Genomic DNA, 15,034 nt, shown 5'->3' with positions numbered 1-15,034 from the left:
CTCCGGCAAAACTCATCGAATCAACTGAATCCACCACCGCATTTCAACTTTGCATTTTGCAATCTGACCGACCAAGGAGAAAACATGGCGAATCCGCTGTCATCGTTGTCGCTGCCGCAGGGCATGGAAATCACCGCTGAAATCAAGCCGGGCTATGAAGCGATCCTCACGCGCGAGGCGCTCGAACTCGTCGCCGCGCTGCATCGCACGTTCGAGCCGCGCCGTCAGCAGTTGTTGCAGGCGCGGGCGGAGCGCACGAAGCGGCTCGACGCCGGCGAGCGTCCCGACTTTCTCGCCGCGACGAAGAGCGTGCGCGACGGCGACTGGACCATCGCGCCGCTGCCGAAAGACCTGCAATGCCGCCGCGTGGAGATCACCGGCCCGGTCGAGCGCAAGATGATCATCAACGCGCTGAACTCGGGCGCGGATTCGTACATGACCGATTTCGAGGATTCGAATGCGCCCAGCTGGGACAACCAGATCACCGGCCATATCAATCTGAAGGACGCAGTGCGCCGCACGATCTCGCTCGAGCAGAACGGCAAGAGCTATAGATTGAACGACAAGGTCGCCACGCTGATCGTGCGTCCGCGCGGCTGGCATCTCGACGAGAAGCACGTGAAAGTGGACGGCAAGCGCGTGTCGGGCGGCATCTTCGACTTCGCGCTCTTCATGGTGCACAACGCAAAGGAACTGGTCGCGCGCGGCTCGGGCCCCTACTTCTATCTGCCGAAGATGGAAAGCCATCTCGAAGCGCGCCTGTGGAACGATATCTTCGTCGCGGCGCAGGAAGCGGTCGGCGTGCCGCGCGGCACGATTCGCGCGACGGTGTTGATCGAAACCATTCTTGCCGCGTTCGAGATGGACGAAATTCTGTACGAGCTGCGTGAACATAGCTCGGGGCTGAACGCCGGCCGTTGGGACTACATCTTCTCGGCGATCAAGAAGTTCAAGTCCGACCGCGACTTCTGTCTCGCCGACCGCTCGAAGATCACAATGACCGCGCCGTTCATGCGCGCGTATGCGCTGTTGCTGCTGAAGACGTGCCATCGCCGCAACGCGCCGGCGATCGGCGGAATGAGCGCGCTGATTCCGATCAAGAACGATGCCGCCGCGAACGACAAGGCAATGGCCGGCGTGCGCTCCGACAAGGCGCGCGATGCCGGCGACGGCTATGACGGCGGCTGGGTTGCGCACCCGGGCCTCGTGCCGATAGCGATGGAAGAATTCGTCAAGGTGCTGGGCGACAAGCCGAATCAGATCGGCAAACAACGCGACGACGTGCTCGTTACTGCCACGGACCTGATGGACTTCCGTCCGGAAGCGCCAATCACCGAAGCCGGTCTGCGCAACAACATTAACGTCGGCATTCACTACCTGGGCTCGTGGCTCGCGGGCAACGGTTGCGTGCCGATCCACAACCTGATGGAAGATGCCGCTACTGCCGAAATTTCGCGCTCGCAGGTGTGGCAGTGGATTCGCTCGCCGAAGGGCACGCTCGACGATGGCCGCAAGGTGACTGCCGAGCTGGTGCGCGAACTGGCCGTGCAGGAACTCGACAAGGTGAAGCAGGCCGTCGGCGGCGATACGAAACCGTACGAACGCGCGGCTCAAATCTTCGAAGAAATGTCGACGTCGGAGCAGTTCACCGACTTTCTGACGCTGCCGCTTTACGAAGAAATCTGAACGCAAAGGCTCGTCGGGTTGTAACGACGACCGCGTGCAACGATTGACCAACTGAACGGCCCGACAGGCGCATGCCTGGCGGGCCGTTTCTTATGCGCTTAAGCGCATACAAGCGAGCGCATACGAGCGCGCGGTGGGCGTGTCAGCGCGTGGCGCGATACTCGACCCAATCGCCGGACTTGATCTCCGGCAGCCCCTTCACCGCGTGAGGCGTGACCGGATAGAAGCGACAGTTCACGACGTTGCCGTCCACTTTGACCATCACTTCACGGGCCAGAAAGCGATCTTCGACGCCGGGATACACCGCTTCGATCTCGTCGAGCACGGCGACGAGTTCATCGTCGATTTCGTAAACATCGCCGGTTACGTCCACGCCCTGTTCGTCGACAACGAGTCCTGGATACGAACCGAAGTCGAACAGATGGCCCCGAACCGTGGCCGTGCCGAGCAGATTCGGCTCGGCTATTTCGTTGCGAGCCGCGGCTTCGCGGATGTCGTTCACTTCGCCCGCCCGCAGCGTGCCGTATACAAAGACGGTTTGCATCGTCGTTCGTGCTCCTCGAATAGGTGGTCGGTCAATCGGGACATTATGCAACGTCCGAAACCATGCACGCTCTACAATGAGAATCCGCTCATGTTCGGGCGTTGAACCCGTAGCGTTTTGGTCCGTAAATCGACTTTGCCATGACTCCGTACGCCGGCTCGGACCGGTCCAGCTTCGTCAGCTTGACCGACACTCCGCCAGAGTTTCAGCCGAACGACACGCATCCTATTCGCGTGCGTTCGCGTCCCATGCCGATGGGCTCTCACTTCGCGCGTCATACGCACGCCTGGGCGCAGGTCGCGTATGCATCGCGCGGCGTGCTGCGGGTGGCGACAACCGGCACGACCTGGATGGTGCCGCCCTCTCGCGCGATATGGCTACCGCCGCACGTCACCCATGAAGTAGTGGCCGTCGAAGACGCGTTCCTGCGCACGCTGTACATCACCGAAAGCACGGTGCCTGCCGGGCTCGACGCCCCACGCGTGGTCGAAGTCTCGAACCTGCTGCGCGAAGTGATCGCCGCGCTGGACACGCCCGGTATCTCGCCCGCACGCGAGCAGTTGCTCGGCGCACTTGCGTTAGATGAACTGACCCGTTCGGAGCCCCTGCCGCTGTCGGTGCCAATGCCGAACGAAAAGCGGCTGCGGGCGTTATGCGAGGCGGTAATCGCGGATCCGACGCCCGGTGAATCGCTCGAGCAGTGGGCGGCGAGCGTGGGAGCGAGTACGCGCACGATCGCGCGTCTCTTTCGCCAGGAGCTTGGCGTGAGCTTTTCTCAATGGCGGCAACAGGCGATTCTGGCGCGGGCGATTCCCCTGCTGAGTCAGGGACGGCCGCTGTCGCATGTCGCGCAGGAGTTGGGCTATCAAAGCCAGAGCGCTTTTTCCGCGATGTTCCGGCGCGCGTTCGGTGAAAGCCCACGTGCGTTTATCGAGCGGGGCTCGGAGCATCGACTGGAAAATGGAGAGAATCGCGACGACGCGCAGCTGAACGACCATGCCGATCAGCCGGCCGCCCCGAACCGCGCGGCCGCGCCGAGCGGCGCGGAGCGCTAAACCGCCGACTGGCGGCTCAAACGCGCCGCGCGAGATGACGGATCGCGCCAAGCTGGGCAAGCCGCGGGCCGGCCAGCTTATAGCCTTTACGCTGATAGAGCCGCGCCGCGGGATTGTCGACGAACACACGCAATTGCAGTTCGCGCAGTCCGCGCTCGCGTGCCCATTGGTGGGACATATCCAGTAGATAGGTGCCCGCGCCGAGCCGCCTGTATCCCTCGGCAATCTGCACGTCGCGGATATGAAGCGAATCGCCTTCCTGCGTGATGCGCAGCACGCCAATCGGCTTGCCGTCCATTTCGAGGATGAAATTCTCCGACTCGCGCCAACTGCCGAGAAACAGATCGCCGCGCCAGACGAGATGATGCCGCTGATAATAGCCGCCCATGTTGCTATGAGTTAGCGCCTCGGCGAACTCGAAATCGTCCATGCCGGCTTTGCGCAGATGGAACGGCAACGGAGCTTCGGTTGGATCGAACATGGCGGCACGGCGAAGAGAAGTCGGATCAACGGTAAAACAGGCCGCGCGCGCTGGCAATGGCTGTTTGTCCCGAGCATATCCAGGCGGGACCGTCAGCGGAAATAAAAAAAGCCCACTTCTTTCGAAGTGGGCTTTTTCCAAATCTGGCGGAGCGGACGGGACTCGAACCCGCGACCCCCGGCGTGACAGGCCGGTATTCTAACCAACTGAACTACCGCTCCAGATTTTGACACCAGGCAAGCAAGCTGCGCTCGCTCACCGGCTGCACCGTTCAACTTCCAACCGAACGACGCCGATGTTCTGGCGTCCCCTAGGGGATTCGAACCCCTGTACTCACCGTGAAAGGGTGATGTCCTAGGCCTCTAGACGAAGGGGACAACGTACTGCTTACACCTTTAATGAAAAAGCCCGTTCAAGTGTATATGAACGGGCTTTGTCTGGCGGAGTGGACGGGACTCGAACCCGCGACCCCCGGCGTGACAGGCCGGTATTCTAACCGACTGAACTACCACTCCAGTCTTCACACCCTGGCTTGCGAGCGTCGGTTATTTCTCTGCAAGCTGCGCTGCTTTACTGCAATTCGGGGATTAACCCAAACACTAAAGCGACGCTGATGTTTGGCGTCCCCTAGGGGATTCGAACCCCTGTACTCACCGTGAAAGGGTGATGTCCTAGGCCTCTAGACGAAGGGGACATAATCTTTTCAGACATGTCTTCTACTCGCCGCTGAGTCGAATTAACTAGCGCAACGCCAACTGCTAGTTATTTATTCCGTCAACTGCGAAGACCGCTATTTTAACTACGATACTGCTGCTTGTGAAGTCTTTTTTGCTACAAGTTCCATGGTTAGGAACGACTTCACTCTGCTCTGATGGTGGAGGTAAGCGGGATCGAACCGCTGACCTCTTGCATGCCATGCAAGCGCTCTCCCAGCTGAGCTATACCCCCTTGCAGAACAGAAACGAGATTCTAGAGGCCAATTTGCGCTTTGTAAATACCCTTTGAGCAATTGCATGCGACTTTTTTCCAAAGTCGCATGCAAACAATCTCACTGCGTCCGCGAACGCGCTCGGGCTTACTTGCCGGCCATTCCACGCCTCATGCCAACGCCTTCTCGATGCGACCGACGACCACGTCGCGACCAAACAGCATGAGCACCATATCAATGGAAGGCGTATGCGTCGTACCGGCCACTAGCAGTCGGACCGGCATCGCCAGCTGCGGCATTTTCAGCTTGTGCGTGCCGAGCGTTGCCTTGAGCGCAGCAGCGATCGCCTCCTTGGTCCATTCCACCGTCTTCAGCGCAGCGGCAAGATCGCCGAGCGCCGGGCGCACCGCTTCAGTCACATGCTGCGCTAATGCCTCGGCGTCGGGAGCGGGCGTGCGATAGAACATCGCGGCGTTCTCCGCGATCTCCTTGACCGTCGACGCACGGTCCTTCAACAAGCCCACGACCGCCGTCAGATCCGCGCCCTGAGCGATGGTGGCCTCGTCGATACCCAGCTCCGCGAGGAACGGCCGCGCGAGTCCGGCGAGGCGGGCGTTATCCGCTTCCTTGATGTAATGCGCGTTCAGCCAGTTCAGTTTGTCGTGGTCGTACTGTGCCGGAGACTTGCCCAAATGCTCGAGATCGAACCATTCGACGAACTGCTCGCGCGAGAAAATCTCCGCGTCGCCATGCGACCAGCCAAGGCGCGCCAGATAATTGACCACCGCCTCCGGCAGATAGCCAGCGTCACGGTAACCCATCACGCTCATCGCGCCGTGGCGCTTGCTCATCTTCTCGCCCTGCTCGTTGAGCACGGTCGGCAAGTGCGCGTACACCGGCGTTTCACCGCCGAGCGCCCGCAGAATATTGATCTGCCGCGGCGTGTTATTGACGTGGTCGTCGCCGCGAATCACATGCGTGATGCGCATATCCAGATCGTCTACCACCACGCAGAAGTTGTAGGTCGGCGTGCCGTCGGGCCGTGCGATTACGAGGTCGTCCAGCTCCTCGTTCGAGATCTCGATGCGCCCTTTCACCGCATCGTCCCAGGCCACGACGCCAGTGAGCGGATTCCGGAAGCGCAGCACCGGCTGCACGCCCGCCGGCGGCTCGGGCAGCACCTTGCCCGGCTCCGGGCGCCATGTGCCGTCGTAGCGCGGCTTTTCACCGGCTTCGCGCTGACGCTCACGCAACGCGTCGAGTTCCTCCGTCGACATGTAGCACGGGTAGACGAGCCCCGCGTCCTGCATCTGTTTCAGCACTTCGCGATAACGGTCCATGCGCTGCATCTGGTAGAACGGGCCCTCGTCGAAATCGAGGCCGAGCCATTCCATGCCTTCGAGGATCGCGTCCACAGATTCGGTCGTGGAACGCTCCACGTCGGTGTCCTCGATCCGCAGCACGAAGGTCCCTTTCATCTTGCGCGCGAACGCCCACGGGTACAGCGCGGAGCGAATGTTGCCGAGGTGAATGAAGCCGGTGGGACTCGGTGCGAAACGGGTACGAACGGAGGTGGTCATTAGCGGTTACTCGAAGACTGGCGCCGGCGCAGGGCAAGCATCGCCCGTAAAGCGCGGCAGCGAACCGCGCCCAAACGGCACGACGGCTGCCGCGCATGGACACGAAGGAATTGAGGCGAAAGTCGAATTATACCTTTCGTGAGCGCGCGGCCTGCCCTCGTCCGAACGGGCTATTGACGGCCACGGGCGGTGGCTGTGCAACGTTTCATTACCGGCCGCCGCGCACGTCCCGCTTTGTTTTATGATGTGCGCGCGCTAAAGCGGAGACGCCGCCATTCGCGCATTGAACCGCTATTTGCACTTGCCCCGACCCTTGCCTGAGCGCGGCGAAAAGTGGCCGCTCGCGCCGCACACGCCCGACACGCCCCACACGCCGTTGCTGGAGAACTCGTTGAAACCTTCGTCGCCTCGTTACGGCCGTCGCAATTTTTCGCTCGCGGCCGCCTCCGCGGTACTCGCCGCCTGTACCACCGCGGGCAGCAAGATCGACGGTGGGTCGTCGTCGAATGCGGCCACAGCCGCGCCCACCACGAACACGCCACCGCTCGACAAGCCGCAGCGGCCCATTCGGGTCGCCCTTGCGCTAGGCGGCGGCGCTGCGCGCGGCTTCGCGCATATCGGCGTTATCAAGGCGCTGGAGGCGCGCAACGTCCAGGTCGATCTGGTGGCCGGCACGAGCGCCGGGTCGGTGGTCGGCGCGCTTTACGCGTCGGGCATGAACGGCTTCGCGCTGAACAAACTGGCGTTGAACATGGACGAAGCATCCATTAGCGACTGGGCCATGCCGTTTCGCACACGCGGCTTTCTGCAAGGCATCGCGCTGCAGAATTATCTGAACACGACGCTCAACAATCGCCCGATCGAGAAGATGGCGAAGCCGCTCGGCGTAGTCGCCACCGATCTGAAAACCGGCCAGCCGATACTCTTTCAGCGCGGCAATACCGGCATCGCAGTGCGAGCGTCGTGCAGCGTGCCGTCGATTTTCGAGCCGGTCAAAATCGGCGGGCATGAGTATGTGGACGGCGGGTTGGTGAGCCCAGTGCCGGCGTCGTTCGCACGCAAGATGGGCGCGGACTTCGTGATCGCCGTGGATATCTCGCAGCGCCCCGAAAGCGGCCTGACGGCCAGTTCGTTCGACGTGCTCATGCAAACCTTCACGATCATGGGCCAGACCATCAAGGCATATGAGCTCGACAAATACGCCGACATCGTCATCCGGCCGAATCTCGCGGCCATGAGCGGCAGCGACTTCTCGCAGCGCAATGCCGCAATTCTGGCCGGCGAGGAAGCCGTCTCGAAGATCATGCCGGAGTTGCAACGCAAGCTGGCCTCGAGCCGCGCAGCGGCTTAGGGTTGCTCCAGCGCCGTCGCTCGGGAGATAGACCCGCCCGAAACGCAAAAGCCTGCTTCAAACGAAGCAGGCTTTTTGTTGTAGCCGAAGCACCGGCGCGGCAAAAATCAGTTATTGCCGCCGATGGTCGCATTCACACGTTTGCGCAGATCTTCGCCCTCCTGGTACGACGTCTCGATCCGGCGTGCACCGGTGAAACGCTTTTCCCAGTAGCCGCTATCCATGTCGTCCACACGGATCGTGCTGCCCGTGGAGGGCGAATGCACGAACTTGTTGTCGCCGATATAGATGCCCACGTGGGAGAACGTGCGGCGCATGGTGTTGAAGAACACCAGATCGCCCGGCTTCAGGTCGCTCACGCGGACCTTTTCGCCGACACGGCTCATTTCCTCGGCGCGGCGCGGCAGCGCCATGCCCAGCGTGTCCTGGAATACGTAGCGCACGAAACCGCTGCAATCCAGCCCTGAGTCCGGCGTATTGCCGCCCCAGCGGTAGCGAACGCCGATCATGTTCAGCGCGCCGACAACCACGTCGCCGGCCTTGCCGGCCATGCCGGAGAGGAACGATCTGGCGCCCCCGTCAGTATTGCCGGTGAGCGTTTGCGAATTGGAGGAGGACGAGGAATTCGCCGCGTTGCTCGGCGAAAATGAGGCATTCTGATTGAAACTGCTGACTTCTTCGGCGAAAGCGCCGGGAGCTGCTGCGATCAAGACGCCAATGAACATCCCGGCGACGGCGCGCGTGCAAGCCTGGGTCAAATTTCTGTGCTGCATTGGTCGGTATTTTTTGCTAAAGAATCAGTGGGATACGGAAAAAGTTTGGTCGATACTAGCCAGTAAGTATTCACATGTCAAAACAAATAGAAAAATACAATCGAGACCCGCACCCAATTGGTGAAAGGGTGAAAAATCAGCGGTCCAATGCCGCTTTCAGGAGCTTTCGAGTGTAGGGGTGCGCGGGCGTCGCAAAGATTTTCTCAACCTCTCCGCTTTCCACGATAGAACCGTTTTGCATCACAGCCACGCGGTGCGCCATCGCCCCGATCACGGCCAGATCGTGGCTGATGAAAACAAAGCCCAAGTTGTATTTTTGTTGCAGCCCGGCGAGCAGTTTAAGTACTTGCTGCTGGATAGAAACGTCGAGTGCGCTGGTCGGTTCATCCAGGATCAGAATCCGCGGCTCGACCACGAGCGCCCGCGCAATGGCTATGCGCTGGCGCTGGCCGCCGGAAAACTCATGCGGATAACGGAGCAGCGCAGTCCGGTCCATCCCAACCTCGCGCAGCACGGCAACCACCCTGTCGCGCCGCGCTTGCGGCGTCATTTGCGGCCGGTGCAGCGCCAGCCCTTCGCCGACGATCCGCTCGATCGTCTGACGAGGCGAAAGCGAGCTGAACGGGTCCTGAAACACCACCTGCATGTTCGAGCGCAACGCTGTCTGCTCGGCGCCGCGGTAGGCGGCGAGCGCCCTGCCCTGAAACTCGATCTCGCCGTGCGCGGTCCGCTGCAGCCCGAGCAAGGCCATGGCAAGCGTCGATTTCCCCGAACCGGATTCTCCAACGATGCCGAGCGTCTCGCCCTGACGCACCGACACGCTCGCGTTAGCGACCGCGCGGAACCGCCCGGCCCGGAACCAGCCCGCGAATCCCGGCAACTTCGTTTTGAAATCGACGGAAACGTCGCGGGCTTGCAGCAGCACCGGCGAAATAGGCAGCACCGGCACGACCGTGCGCTGCGGCCGGCTTTCTAGCAGCCGTTGCGTGTAAGGATGTTGCGGCGACTCGAACACCTGCTCGACCGGCCCGCTTTCGACCAGAACGCCCTTTTCCATCACCGCAATGCGCTGTGCGAAATGGCGCACGAGGTTCAGGTCGTGCGTGATGAGCAGCACCGCCATGCCGCGCTTTTGCGCTTCGTCGCGTTGCAGTTCGAGGAGCAGCTCGACGATCTGCGCGCGAATCGTCACGTCCAGCGCGGTAGTCGGTTCGTCGGCGAGCAGCAGACGCGGACGGCACGCCAGCGCCATCGCGATCATCGCCCGCTGCCGCTGCCCGCCCGAAAGTTGGTGCGGGTAGCTGTTCACGCGCTTGCCCGGCTCGGGAATGCCCGTGCGGCCCAGCAGCGCGACCGCGCGCTTGCGGGCTTCCGCCGGCGGCACGCCGTCGTGCACGACGATCGTTTCCGCGATCTGGTCACCGACCGTGTAGAGCGGATTGAGCGCGGTCATCGGCTCCTGAAAGATCATCGCGATGTCCGAGCCGCGCATGCCGCGCATCTCACGCTCGCTTTTGGCAAGCAGATCCTCGCCGTCGAACCGGATCGAGCCGCTTACCTGCGCGTCGCTCAGCAGACGCAAGACCGACAGCGCGGTCACGCTTTTTCCCGAGCCCGATTCGCCGACGAGCGCAACGCGCTCGCCGCGATGGATCGCCAGCGTGACGTCGTTCACAGCCACTGTGTCGCCGAAACTCACATGCAGATGATCGAGTTCCAGAAGCGGCGCGGCATTCGCCGCTTCGGCGCCGTCATGCCCTCGCCCCTTGCGCTGTGCTGGCGCTTGCCGTTTAGCGGTCACTGATTGCCTCCAGCGCGCATTGCATCGGAGATGCGGGTATCGAGCGCATTACGCAGCGCGTCGCCCATGAAGGTGAGCAGCAACAGCATCGCGACCAGCACGCCGAAAGTTGACAACGAGATCCACCACGCGTCGAGATTCGCCTTGCCCTGCGCGAGCAGTTCGCCGAGGCTCGGCGTCGGCGAAGGCACGCCGAGGCCGAGAAAGTCGAGACTGGTTAGCGCGAGAATCGCGCCGCTCATGCGAAACGGAAGGAACGTGATCACGGGCGTGAGGCTGTTGGGCAAAAGGTGCCGCCACATGATCTGCCAGTTCGACAGGCCCATCGCCCTCGCCGCGCGCACGTAATCCTGTTGCCGATTGCGGAGGAACTCCGCCCGCACGTAGTCGGACAAGCCGATCCACCCGAACAGGGAAAGCAGCACGATCAGCAGAATGAAGCCCGGCTCGAAGATCGACGAAAAAATGATCAGCAGATAGAGCTCCGGCAACGCGCTCCAGATTTCGATCAGACGTTGCCCGACAATATCGGTACGTCCTCCGAAATATCCTTGCACGGCGCCGGCGGCAATGCCGAGTATCGTTCCAATGAAAGTCAGCACGAGCCCGAACTCGACGGAAACGCGAAAGCCATACAGCAGTCGAGCGAAAACATCGCGGCCGCGGTCGTCGGTACCGAGCCAGTTTTCACGCGAAGGCGGCGCCGGGTTCGGCGCCTTTGAGAAATAGTTCAGCGTGTCGTAGTAGTAATGGTTCGGCGGATACACAGCGAAGTTGCCCGGCGCGTCGAAACGCTGCTTGATGTAGGGATCCAGATAGTCGGCAGGCGTTGGGAAATCGCCGCCGAACGTGGTCTCCGCGTAGGTCCTGAACAGCGGGAAATAGAGGTGGCCGTCGTAGCGCACCACGAGCGGCTTGTCGTTCGACCAGAGTGGACCCGCAAGGCTCGCCGCGAAGGCCACCACGAATACGATGAGGCTCCAGTAACCGAGACGCTGCTGGCGGAACCGCCGCCATACACGGCGCGCGGGCGAAGGCGAGACGAATGCACGCGCGGGTTCGACGCGCGCCGCTGCATCGGCTGAAAGGCGGGCTCGATTCATCAGCGTTCCAGTTGTTCGAATTGGATGCGGGGATCGACCCACACATAGCAAAGATCGGAAACCAGCTTCGTCGCGAGACCGATCAACGTGAACAGGTACAGCGTGCCGAGCACGACCGGATAATCGCGCCGCACGACCGATTCATACGACAGCAAGCCGAGACCGTCGAGCGAAAAAAGCGTCTCTATCAGCAGGCTGCCTGTGAAAAAAGCGCCGATAAACGCAGCAGGAAAGCCGACGATTAGCGGCAGCATCGCGTTGCGAAACACATGCTTCCACAGCACGCGTTTTTCGGAGAGACCCTTCGCGCGTGCGGTCAGCACGTACTGCTTGCGAATCTCGTCCAGAAACGCATTCTTCGTGAGCATCGTGATTACCGCAAAACTGCCGACCACCGAGGCCGTGATCGGCAACGCGATATGCCATAAATAGTCGAGGATCTTGCCCACGACGCTTAGTTGCGCCCAGTTATCCGACGTGAGATTGCGCAACGGAAAGAGCTGCAGGAATGTGCCGCCGCCGAACAGCACGAGCAGCAGCACGCCGAGCACAAAACCCGGAATCGCGTAACCGATCAACACCACGAGGCTCGTCGCGATGTCGAAGCGCGAGCCGTTGCGCACCGCTTTCGCGATGCCGAGCGGCACCGAAATCAGATACGTGAGAAAGAACGTCCATAAGCCGATGCTGATCGACACCGGCAGCTTCGATACGATCAGCGACCACACGCTCTGATGGCGGAAATAGCTCTGCCCGAGATCGAACGTCGAAAAACGCTTGAGCATCAACACGTAGCGCTCGAGCGGCGGCTTGTCGAAACCATAAAGCGCTTTCAGTTGCGCGACCTGCTGCGCGTCGACACCGTTATGCGCGCGCAGGCCGAACGGCACAGCGCCCTCCGCGCCCTTGCGCAGTTCGTGCTGCATCTGTTCGACGGGGCCGCCGGGCACGAACTGGATCACGACGAACGTGAGTGTCAGCACCCCGAGCAGCGTCGGGATCATCAGCAGCAGGCGTTTAAGAATGTAGCTCCACATGGCGGGCGTTTCCGATGCGAGGGCGAAGTATGAATAGCGGTGGCTGGGGACCGAGTGAGCAAATTGGCCGCTGCGTTACTGCGGCTGCGCCTGCGTGGCTGCTTGCGGCTGCGCGAACCACCACGTCGACGTAATCCAGCCTTCGGCTCCATAGTACAGGGGCAGCGTCGACGGCCACGCGAGCCCGCGCTTGAACGCCACGCGATGCGTCGCACTGTACCAGTGCGGCACGACGTAGTAGCCATGCATCAGAACGCGATCGAGCGCATGCGTCGCGTCGAGCAGTTGCTCGCGCGTCTGCGCCTGCACGAGTGCGCGCAGGATCGCATCGACCGCGGGCGACTTCAGTCCGATCATGTTGTCCGAGCCGTTCGTGTCCGCCGCCTTGCTGCCGAAGCGCTCGATCTGCTCGGAGCCGGGCACCTGTACGTCGGGCATGCGGATCGTCGTCGTGTCGAAGTCGAATGCATCGAGCCGCTTCTGATAAACGGCAAAATCGGCGACGCGAAATGTTGCGGGGATGCCGAGCTTTTTGAGGTTTCGAATGAACGTTGCGACGATCGGCTCCATTTGCGCGGCCGACCCCGAATCGTCGAGTATCTCGAACTCGAACGGCTCGCCCTTTGCGTTGCGCAGCGCGCCGTCGCGATACGTCCATCCGGCCTGCTGCAACAACGCGCGTGCTTGCAGCAGATTTGCGCGCAAGGAGCCAGGCGGGTCGGTGTCGGGCTGCTTCGGCGGCGGACCGAAAACCGCAGGATCGAGCTTCGCGCGCCACGGTTCGAGCAGCGCCAGTTCGCCTGGCGACGGCAGGCCCTTGGCCTGCAGATCGGTGTTGGCAAAGAAACTGTCGATACGTGCGTACTGATTGAAGAACAACTGCCGGTTCAGCCATTGAAAGTCGAGCGCGAGATCGAGCGCCTTGCGCACGCGCACGTCCTTGAACAACGGCCGCCGCGTGTTCAACATGAAGCCCTGCATGCCCGTGCCGTTATGTTGCGCGAACACCTTCTTGATCAGCTCACCGCTGTCGAACTTCTTGCCGACGTCGCGCCGCACCCAGTTTCGCGCGACGTACTCGACGAGCGCATCGTATTCGCCGGCCTTGAACGCCTCCAGCCGCGCGACGTTATCGGAATACAGCTTGTAGACGATGCGATCGAAGTTGTATGTGCCCGCACGCACCGGCAATGCCGCGCCCCAATAGTCCGGATTGCGCCGGTATGTGATCGTGCGTCCGTTGTCGTAGCGCTCGATCAGATACGGGCCGCTCGTGACCGGCTTTTCGAACGCCAACTGATCGAACGGGATATGGCTGCCGTCCGGCTTCATTCCCCACTTGCGCGAGAACACCGGCATGCCGCCGGCGAGCAATGGCAACTCGCGATTACGGTGCTGAAACTCGAACCGCACGGTGTGCGGATCGACCACCACCGCGCGGACGATCTGGCCGAAGATCGACATGAATTGCGGCGCGGCCTGCGGACTCTTCAATGTGTCGAGCGAATACTTGACGTCCTCCGCGGTGACCGGGTCGCCGTTCGCAAACCGTGCGCGCGGATTGATACGGAACGTGGTCGACAAGCCGTCGGGCGCGACCTTGATATCGTCAGCGAGCAGTCCATATGCGGAAGCCACTTCGTCGCTGCTGCCGGTCGTCAGGCTCTCGAACAGCAGGTCGACACCGGGCGCGGTGTTGCCGCGCAAGGTGAATGGATTGAACTTGTCGAAGCTGGTGAGGCGGCTCGGATTGGCCAGCACGAGTGTGCCGCCCTTCGGCGCATTCGGATTGACATAGTCGAAGTGCTTGAAGTCGGCTGGATATTTCGGCTCGCCGTACTGCGCGATCGCATACACCGCGTGCGCTTGCGGCGCTGCGAACCAGCCGGCGGCGGCCAGCGCGCCACACAAGATCGCGACACGGGCCTTGCGCGATGAACGGGACACGAGCGCGGGACCGACACACGAGGGCCTGGAAATCGTGCATTCATATGCACGAGGCGATGGAACCCGTCGCGAGCCAGTTGTCATAAGCGCCTTGGTGATCAGTGGGCAATTGCGTTGTCACGGAATTCTACCCAATAAACCCGCGCAAACCGTAGCTGCGACTGGCATTCATGGGGCGGACGCGCGATTCGCGAATATGCCGCGATCGGCTCGCGAAGGCCTCGCCCAATACAAACGTGCGCTTTCTCACGGCGTCGTCTGACGCGCAGTGTTTGTGCGCGAACGACAATTGCGCAGATCCGATCAGGCGATGCGCGAGAGCATGAAAAAACCGCCCATCGGGGCGGTTCCTGTCATCACTACCGTTCGTCCAGCGTTCAATGCCAGCCGCGATGATGATCGTAGTGATCGCGACCGTAGTCGTAACGGCCGGGGGGATGATGACGATACCAGTCGTCGCGCGCCCAGTAGCGACGGCCGTCCCAGTAGCGGTCGCCGTGCCAGCCGATCACGATGGCCGGTGCGCCGTAATAGACGGGCGCGGGCTGATACACGACGGGCGGCGGAGGCGGCGGAGGCGGCGCATAGACGGGCGCCGGCGCGACATAAACGGGCGCGGGAATGCCGATATTGACCCCGATGTTGACCCCGCCGGCCATTGCGGCACTCGACGCGCCCCACGCGATAACCCCGATCACAAGCGGAACAAAACGAGCGGACTTCATGGATTACCCTTGGAAGAATGTGT

At 61.7% G+C, this 15,034-nt stretch carries 12 protein-coding genes and 5 tRNA genes; 3 read left to right on the top strand and 14 right to left on the bottom strand.

Features of this window, described 5'->3' with window-relative positions; all coding sequences use genetic code 11:
• The first annotated feature begins 84 nt into the window (after window positions 1–84).
• The gene (aceB, locus tag RW095_RS25760) at window positions 85–1,686 is read left to right on the top strand and encodes a malate synthase A (protein WP_317021677.1); all 1,602 of its coding nucleotides are present in this window, start codon (window positions 85–87) and stop codon (window positions 1,684–1,686) included.
• 142 nt (window positions 1,687–1,828) lie between these two features.
• On the opposite strand, the gene RW095_RS25755 is transcribed toward aceB, so the two are convergent.
• The gene (locus RW095_RS25755) at window positions 1,829–2,230 is read right to left on the bottom strand and encodes a gamma-glutamylcyclotransferase family protein (RefSeq protein ID WP_088174719.1); all 402 of its coding nucleotides are present in this window, start codon (window positions 2,228–2,230) and stop codon (window positions 1,829–1,831) included.
• A gap of 140 nt (window positions 2,231–2,370) precedes the next feature.
• On the opposite strand from RW095_RS25755, the gene RW095_RS25750 reads away from it, so the two are divergent.
• Window positions 2,371–3,285, top strand: coding sequence for an AraC family transcriptional regulator (locus RW095_RS25750; protein ID WP_317021676.1), 915 nt, complete (start codon window positions 2,371–2,373; stop codon window positions 3,283–3,285).
• A 16-nt stretch (window positions 3,286–3,301) separates the two neighbouring features.
• Here the strand turns inward: RW095_RS25750 and RW095_RS25745 are convergent, their stop codons facing one another.
• From RW095_RS25745 to gltX, 7 genes are all read right to left on the bottom strand, one after another.
• Window positions 3,302–3,766, bottom strand: a complete 465-nt coding sequence (locus RW095_RS25745) for a GNAT family N-acetyltransferase (protein WP_128592648.1) — start codon at window positions 3,764–3,766, stop codon at window positions 3,302–3,304.
• A gap of 144 nt (window positions 3,767–3,910) precedes the next feature.
• A tRNA-Asp gene (locus RW095_RS25740) sits at window positions 3,911–3,987 on the bottom strand.
• 80 nt (window positions 3,988–4,067) lie between these two features.
• Window positions 4,068–4,143, bottom strand: a tRNA-Glu gene (locus RW095_RS25735).
• Between the two features lie 61 nt (window positions 4,144–4,204).
• Window positions 4,205–4,281 (bottom strand) — tRNA-Asp (locus tag RW095_RS25730).
• A 103-nt stretch (window positions 4,282–4,384) separates the two neighbouring features.
• Window positions 4,385–4,460, bottom strand: a tRNA-Glu gene (locus RW095_RS25725).
• 178 nt (window positions 4,461–4,638) lie between these two features.
• Window positions 4,639–4,714: transfer RNA gene (locus RW095_RS25720), tRNA-Ala, on the bottom strand.
• Window positions 4,715–4,864: 150 nt separating this feature from the next.
• On the bottom strand, window positions 4,865–6,274 hold the full coding sequence (gene gltX, locus RW095_RS25715) for a glutamate--tRNA ligase (RefSeq protein WP_317021675.1): 1,410 nt from the start codon (window positions 6,272–6,274) through the stop codon (window positions 4,865–4,867).
• A 391-nt stretch (window positions 6,275–6,665) separates the two neighbouring features.
• Between gltX and RW095_RS25710 the strand changes: the two genes are divergently transcribed.
• Window positions 6,666–7,625 carry a patatin-like phospholipase family protein gene (locus RW095_RS25710; protein WP_317022682.1) on the top strand — a complete coding sequence of 320 codons (960 nt, stop codon included), beginning with the start codon at window positions 6,666–6,668 and terminating at the stop codon, window positions 7,623–7,625.
• A gap of 107 nt (window positions 7,626–7,732) precedes the next feature.
• On the opposite strand, the gene RW095_RS25705 is transcribed toward RW095_RS25710, so the two are convergent.
• The 6 genes from RW095_RS25705 to RW095_RS25680 all read right to left on the bottom strand — a co-directional run bounded on the left by RW095_RS25705 (window position 7,733) and on the right by RW095_RS25680 (window position 15,011).
• Window positions 7,733–8,398 carry a C40 family peptidase gene (locus tag RW095_RS25705; protein WP_317021674.1) on the bottom strand — a complete coding sequence of 222 codons (666 nt, stop codon included), beginning with the start codon at window positions 8,396–8,398 and terminating at the stop codon, window positions 7,733–7,735.
• 136 nt (window positions 8,399–8,534) lie between these two features.
• On the bottom strand, window positions 8,535–10,118 hold the full coding sequence (locus RW095_RS25700) for an ABC transporter ATP-binding protein (protein WP_317022680.1): 1,584 nt from the start codon (window positions 10,116–10,118) through the stop codon (window positions 8,535–8,537).
• Between the two features lie 77 nt (window positions 10,119–10,195).
• Complete coding sequence (locus RW095_RS25695; protein WP_317021673.1) at window positions 10,196–11,302, bottom strand: ABC transporter permease; 1,107 nt, start codon at window positions 11,300–11,302, stop codon at window positions 10,196–10,198.
• Window positions 11,302–12,339 (bottom strand): microcin C ABC transporter permease YejB, encoded by a 1,038-nt coding sequence (locus RW095_RS25690; RefSeq protein ID WP_020065585.1) that lies wholly within the window; start codon window positions 12,337–12,339, stop codon window positions 11,302–11,304. Before RW095_RS25690 ends, RW095_RS25695 begins: the two co-directional genes overlap by 1 nt.
• 75 nt (window positions 12,340–12,414) lie before the next feature.
• A complete protein-coding gene (locus tag RW095_RS25685) occupies window positions 12,415–14,286 on the bottom strand; it encodes an extracellular solute-binding protein (RefSeq protein ID WP_394365190.1) in 1,872 nt (623 codons plus the stop codon).
• A 377-nt stretch (window positions 14,287–14,663) separates the two neighbouring features.
• Window positions 14,664–15,011 carry a hypothetical protein gene (locus RW095_RS25680; RefSeq protein ID WP_317021671.1) on the bottom strand — a complete coding sequence of 116 codons (348 nt, stop codon included), beginning with the start codon at window positions 15,009–15,011 and terminating at the stop codon, window positions 14,664–14,666.
• Window positions 15,012–15,034: the final 23 nt, after the last annotated feature.

This window comes from Paraburkholderia kirstenboschensis (genome assembly GCF_032806925.1).
GTDB lineage: Bacteria > Pseudomonadota > Gammaproteobacteria > Burkholderiales > Burkholderiaceae > Paraburkholderia > Paraburkholderia kirstenboschensis.
Note: the sequence above shows the minus strand (reverse complement) of the source record. Positions and strands in the feature narration are given on the sequence as shown.